General features: G+C 63.7%; 4 protein-coding genes, 3 pseudogenes and 1 other annotated feature. Of the genes and pseudogenes, 3 read left to right on the top strand and 4 right to left on the bottom strand.

Annotation, left to right across the window (positions count from 1 at the left end; all coding sequences use genetic code 11):
• Nucleotides 1–171: 171 nt before the first annotated feature.
• From APM_RS17965 to APM_RS22810, 3 genes and pseudogenes are all read right to left on the bottom strand, one after another.
• A complete protein-coding gene (locus APM_RS17965; protein WP_011942127.1) occupies nucleotides 172–813 on the bottom strand; it encodes an Imm5 family immunity protein in 642 nt (213 codons plus the stop codon).
• Nucleotides 814–965: 152 nt separating this feature from the next.
• Nucleotides 966–1,577: an IS5 family transposase gene (locus APM_RS21805; protein ID WP_138919261.1), complete on the bottom strand. Its 612-nt coding sequence runs from the start codon at nucleotides 1,575–1,577 to the stop codon at nucleotides 966–968.
• A pseudogene (locus APM_RS22810) lies at nucleotides 1,577–1,735 on the bottom strand (transposase); the annotation flags it as partial. The pseudogene APM_RS22810 and the gene APM_RS21805, both read right to left, overlap by 1 nt.
• A 386-nt stretch (nucleotides 1,736–2,121) precedes the next feature.
• Between APM_RS22810 and APM_RS20855 the strand changes: the two are divergent.
• The 3 genes and pseudogenes from APM_RS20855 to APM_RS22805 all read left to right on the top strand — a co-directional run.
• Nucleotides 2,122–3,441 (top strand): TNT domain-containing protein, encoded by a 1,320-nt coding sequence (locus APM_RS20855; RefSeq protein WP_241763211.1) that lies wholly within the window; start codon nucleotides 2,122–2,124, stop codon nucleotides 3,439–3,441.
• 11 nt (nucleotides 3,442–3,452) lie between these two features.
• On the top strand, nucleotides 3,453–3,704 hold the full coding sequence (locus APM_RS17940; protein ID WP_013640380.1) for a hypothetical protein: 252 nt from the start codon (nucleotides 3,453–3,455) through the stop codon (nucleotides 3,702–3,704).
• 120 nt (nucleotides 3,705–3,824) lie between these two features.
• A pseudogene (locus APM_RS22805) lies at nucleotides 3,825–4,795 on the top strand (IS3 family transposase); the annotation flags it as partial.
• Nucleotides 4,157–4,273: a sequence feature (AL1L pseudoknot), on the top strand. Its footprint overlaps the pseudogene before it by 117 nt.
• 214 nt (nucleotides 4,796–5,009) lie before the next feature.
• On the opposite strand, the pseudogene APM_RS17925 reads toward APM_RS22805, so the two are convergent.
• Nucleotides 5,010–5,269, bottom strand: a pseudogene (locus APM_RS17925) (hypothetical protein); the annotation flags it as partial.

Raw genomic sequence — 5,269 nt, 5'->3', positions numbered from 1 at the left:
TGCTCTCCGCAGCGCGGGATGCGCGCGACGAGGCCCGGGCCGGCGCGCAGGCCGGCCGCGGTTCCTCGCTGGTGCGCAGGCAACTGCGCGCCCAGGCGGCCAATTATGAGCGGTTTTCTACGAGCCGTCGTTCGATAATCAGTGACATCGACTCTAATTTGGGAAGGTAGGCTAAACCTCGTTTCCCGTCATTTCACAGGCTCTTGTGATGGCACTCCCTAGATACCAGTCCCAGAAGGCGCGTTCTATTTTCCGGTCGGTGGCTTCGGACCAGGGTAATCCGCCGGCCTCCGCCGCGGCTGCAAGCATGCTCGGCTCGAAACCTTCCGGATCGAGATCATCGTCATCGATTTCGGCATCTGCATCCGGAACCCCCTGGAAGACGGCGGTAGTGATGGTGTTGGCAGCCGCATGGCCGACAAACATTGCCGTCTCCTGACCTTTCGCATAGCTCCGGTTCTCGACGATATCGACATAAAGCGAATCGCGGGTTTTTTCAGCCAGTACCGGATCCGTACGATCGAAGGCGGTATCAAGAGCAATTCGCAGCATCGAAGCTGGCGAGTTATCAGTCGGAAAGACCGCGCGCCAAAGCGGCATTACGCGCTGGACCGCGAGAATATCCAGCAGAACAAGTCGGCGATGGCCAACATCGCGCCCTTGTTTGGTTTCGATATCGGGATACATCGCGCGCCAGATCGCACGCCTCCTAGGCAGGCTGACGCGCCCGCTTGCTTCCAGCTCATGCCGGGCAATATCAATGTTGCGTGCGAGCGTAAGAGAATTCGTCAATTGATGCCTCGCAATCGCCATTCATGATTTCGGCCTGTGATCGTTCCATCGGCCCCGAAAGTCCATGTTCCGTCCGGATCGGTGACCGTCTGGCCTTCCCCGCTCGACATCGCGAGCTTTGAAAAATACGTTCGGAGTCGGAACACATCGGCTTTGTAACACCGATGGGCTCGTTAGGTCGCGTGGACGGGTTTAACCAATATCAGTGCGCAAGCGAAGCTGATGAAGGCGGCGTAGCTGGTTGCGGTCTTATCGCAGCGCATGGCGATGCGTTTGAAGCGTTTGAGTTTGCCGATCGTCTGCTCGATGCGTGCGCGTCGGCGGTACAACCGCTTCGGGAAGAATTGGCCTATTTCCTTGGAATTTTCGCGACGCGGGATGACCGGGGTGATGCCGCGCGCGCGAGCTGCCACTCGGTTGGCGCGGCTGTCGTAGCCCTTGTCGGTCACCACGATACGCGGACGGATGTCGGGTCCGATATCGAGCGAGGTCTCGAACTCGGTGGTATCGCTGGCTTCGCCGCCGGTCAGGCGGAAGTCGAGCGGGTGACCGTCGAGATCGGTCTTGAGGTGAATTTTGGCCGAGAAGCCGCCACGCGAGCGGCCAACGGCCTGGCCCTGCTGCCCCCTTTTGCCCCGGCGGCGGAGACGTGGGCGCGCGCCGTTGTGCTGTCGAACAACTGCACCAGATGCGAGGTCTGACTGTATTCGGCGAGAAGCTGAAAGAACGCCTCGAACACCCCGGAGCGGCTCAGCCGCCAGAACCGCTTCCATACGCTGTTCCATTTGCCAAATTCCGCAGGCAGGGCCCGCCACGTGATGCCATGGACAGTGAAATAGTGCACCGCTTCCAGAAATTTCCGGTCGTCATGCCCCGGCTCGCCACGGCTCGATTGGGCCGCGTCAAAAACCTTCAGCACCACAGACCAATCCTGTTCCGTCATTCCCGTCAGCATGCCCGACCCTCCGTTGCCGGTCACGCAGTGATTCGAACAATTCCCGATTCGGGAATCGGTCAAATCCTCATATCAGCGATTCCGTCCACACGGACTAGATGCACGGCACCGATAGAGGGCCACAAGTCAGCACGCGCTGCCTCGAATTGGCCTGCTTGCCGTTCCCGTTACGAGCGCTCCCGCCGCTACAGAACCGGGTATTCGTCCCCGTACTCATCACCGTCCTATTATTCTCCGTCGGGGAATAGCGGAGGCGGTCGGAGCAGCGGCGGCACTTCCGACCGTGCAAGAGCCGGTTGGTCGAAAGCCGTGTATGCTGTATCGTTGTGCGGATGGGAAATGCACTTTCAGGATCACCTGGACCGCGCCCCTGGTTGGCAACGCCCCATCCGCAAGCACTCCATCTGGATCTGCGAAGCCTCCACGCGGTTTATCTCGTCCTGCCCACCTCGGCAGAGACGAGAGAAGTCCGCCGGTTCCAGACATATCAGGGATCCGATACTCTCGGCCGGGTCGAATTCGAGCAGATGCTCGACGCCATGCGTCAGGGCGGCACGCCATTTTTCGGTCATCCGGGCAATCTTGCGGCCATCCGTCGCTTCTACGCGGCCTGGCGGAACGAACGTCAGGAGGTCCCGCCAGAACTCCTGATCCGGCAGTTCCAGGCGGATGTCAGCCACGGCGCGCTTGCGGTCTTCCGTTTCCCGAGCGACCCGCATCGCAGCATGCTCCGCGGCGATGCCGGCAGCGGGATCCTGCCGGGCCGCGGCCCGGTGTCCGGCTGGAGCGGTGGGCAGAAGGTGGTCGCCATGTTCGAGGCGATCCCGGAGTGTCTTGGAGAGGCGAGCCGGGCGGAATTCAGGGCATTCCTGACGCCGCAGAACCTTGCGGTGATGGCGCTGTTCTTCGGCGGGATCGCGGTCGTGCAAGCGGTACCGGGGGCGGATGCGATCGTGGACGGCATGATCGCCGGGCTGGCCTGGTGGCAGTTCGGCTGGGCGGGGCTGATTGCCGGGAAGGATCTCGTCGAGGCGGTGATCAAGGCCGGCCATGCCAGGACGGGTGAAGAGATCAAACTCGCCGCCAAACTGGCCGCGGCGGCGCTGGTCTCACTAGGTCTCCTCGTCCTGCTCCGTGAAATCATCGAACGCGTGCATGAGGTGAAACCCAAGGCGCCAGAGACAGAGGATGAGCCCGTCCGTCCGCCACCACGCCGCGTGGCGAAGGCCGCGACCGGCAGGTCGGGCCGCGGGGGAGCGGCAGAGCCGTCTTCACCGAAACCACTACCTCGTGCACTGCCAGTGCGCCGGCCGCTTTACCGCTCCGATCTTGATGAGCAGTGGTTTGATCCGAAGACAGGCGACTTGCGGTGGCCGCCAAACGATGGATTCGATGGTCCCGCCGTGCGCACGGAACTGCAACCTGGGCAGACGATTGACCGCTATAGCGGCTTCTCCGGCGAGGACGACGCCGGCAGCTTCCTGTCGCCGGCCGGGACGCCGTTCGGCGATCGTGCCCTGCCTTATGATCCAGCGACGCAGCAGCACGCGGTCTACGAAGTCTTAAAGCCGATCCCTGTCACCTCCGGCCGCGCCGCCGGCTGGTTTGGCGAGCCCGGGGGCGGTGTACAATACAAGACGGACATGTCGGTTGGCGATCTCGTCCGGGGTGGTTACTTGCAGCAGGTTCGCTAGAGGAGGTCCAGATGAAGGTCAGCGAGATGAAGGCGCGCCTCAGCGCTCACGGCGTCGAGGACGGCGATCTCTACACGCACGGCAGCCTCGGCGGCGGCGAGATCGACGGCATCGAGCAGGTCGACGGCAAGTGGTTCACCTATTTCAGCGAGCGGGGCAGCAAGCGGAACTACCGGGAATGGCCCTCCGAGGAGGAGGCCGCGGCCTATATCTACGAGCGGGCGGAACGGCTGGCGCGCCGGCTCGGGCTCTGGAAGGGTTGACAGGCGGCCCTCCGACCGGGCGGGGGGGGGGGGGGGCAGCGAGCAAGCCACCAACAATTCTGCGAAAGCTGAACCGCCCCGGGTTTGCCGGAGGCTCCAACTCCCAAATGGGATGGAGCCATGACGAGTCCGACGACGAACAAATTTTCTGCCGAAGTCCGCGAGCGTGGGGTGCGGATGGTGCTGGAGCCGAAGGTGAACATCCGTCGCGCTGGGCGAGGCAGCCAAGGTTCCGCCTGCCTTGGCATGTGGAATGCTGCGGAGGGGGCGATGGTGTCGATAGCGGCGAAGTTTGGCTGCTCGCCTCATACGCTGCGTGAATGGGTGCAGAAGGCGGATCGCGACAGCGGCCGTGCGCCTGGTGTTCCGTCGGAAGTATCTGCGAAGCTGAAGGCGCAGGAACGCGAGAACCGCGAACTCCGCCAGGCGAATGAGATCCTGCGCAAGGCGTCGGCCTATTTTGCCCAGGCGGAGCTCGACCGCCGGTTCCAGCCATGATTGCGTTCATCGATGATCACCGCGGGGCCTATGGGGTCGAGCCGATCTGCGGGGTGCTGCCGATCGCCCCATCGACCGACCACGAGCACGTAGCGAAGCGGGCCAACCGCGAGAGGCGGTCAGAACGCGCCCGGCGGGATGAGGCGCTTGCGGCGGATATCCGGCGCGTGTTCGCGGAGAATTTCGGGGTCTACGGTGCGCGCAAGGTCTGGCGGCAGTTGTGGCGGGAAGGATGCGCCGTTGCCCGCCGCACGGTGGAGCGGTTGATGCGCACAATGGGATTACAAGGCGCGGTCCGCGGCAAGCCGGTCAGGACGACGATCGGCGACAAGACGGCCCATTGCCCACTGGACCGCGTCAACCGCCAGTTCCAGGCGCCGGCGCCGAACATGCTCCGGGTCTCCGACTTCACCTATGTCGCGACCTGGCAGGGCTTTGTATATGTGGCGTTCGTCATCGATACATTCGCCCGGCGTATCGTCGGCTGGCGGGTAAGCCGCACGGCGCATGCCGGCTTCGTCCTCGATGCCCTGGAACAGCCTCTTCACGACAGACGCCCGGTACGTAGCGGCGGCCTCGTCCATCATAGCGACAGTCAGAAGATCGAGGCCAGTTCCCGGGTGGTCTGACCCTCACAGCGATGGACCCTCTGGTAGGCTGGCGCCGCAGGGCGTCCTGGTGCGGTCTGACCCAAACACCGATCGACCAGCCGTGTCTTTCCCCGGACCTGTCGGCCGCCCGGGAACACCCTGCGGTGAGGTTTTGCCTCGCTGGTGCTTGTGACCCGAGAAGGGCCTGACCGTCTGGTCACGTGACTGTCCTGTCCATGCATCCGGTCGTGGCGAAGCTGTCTAGGCATGGTTGAACCAGAAAGGAGCCGGAATGAGCATGGAGAAAGACGCGGCGCGTCATGTCGTGGGCGGGTGCCGTGTGGGCGGTTGCGGCGGGTGCGGCGTGGGCGGGTGCCGCGTAGGCGGGTGCGGCGTGGGTGGTGCGGAAGCCGGAGACGCGGCCGGCGAGGCGGCTGATTTCCTCGCGCAGGGAGTGGGTGGCGGCGGAGGTCTGTT

Origin of the sequence: Acidiphilium sp. PM (genome assembly GCF_000219295.1) — a bacterium.
Taxonomy (GTDB): domain Bacteria; phylum Pseudomonadota; class Alphaproteobacteria; order Acetobacterales; family Acetobacteraceae; genus Acidiphilium; species Acidiphilium multivorum.
Note: the sequence above shows the minus strand (reverse complement) of the source record. Positions and strands in the feature narration are given on the sequence as shown.